This is a genomic window from Klebsiella sp. M041 (assembly GCF_059759695.1).
In genome coordinates, this window is record NZ_JCAXWU010000071.1 from 1 (window position 1) to 269 (window position 269).

Genomic DNA, 269 nt, shown 5'->3' on the forward strand with positions numbered 1-269 from the left:
TTGTGATTCATGACTGGGGTGAAGTCGTAACAAGGTAACCGTAGGGGAACCTGCGGTTGGATCACCTCCTTACCTTAAAGAACCTGCCTTTGTAGTGCTCACACAGATTGTTTGATAAATAATAAATTTCAAAATGTACTGCGAAGTGCATTGTGAAATTTTGCTCTTTAAAAATCTGGATCAAGCTGAAAATTGAAACGACACACTGTTTAAGTGTGTTCGAGTCTCTCAAATTTTCGCAATCTGAAGACATCTTCGGGTTGTGAGGT

General features: G+C 39.8%; 1 rRNA gene. It reads left to right on the forward strand.

The window, feature by feature from the left end:
* Positions 1-72: ribosomal RNA gene (locus AC6CWS_RS26530) — 16S ribosomal RNA — on the forward strand; the annotation flags it as partial.
* Between the last annotated feature and the right edge of the window lie 197 nt (positions 73-269).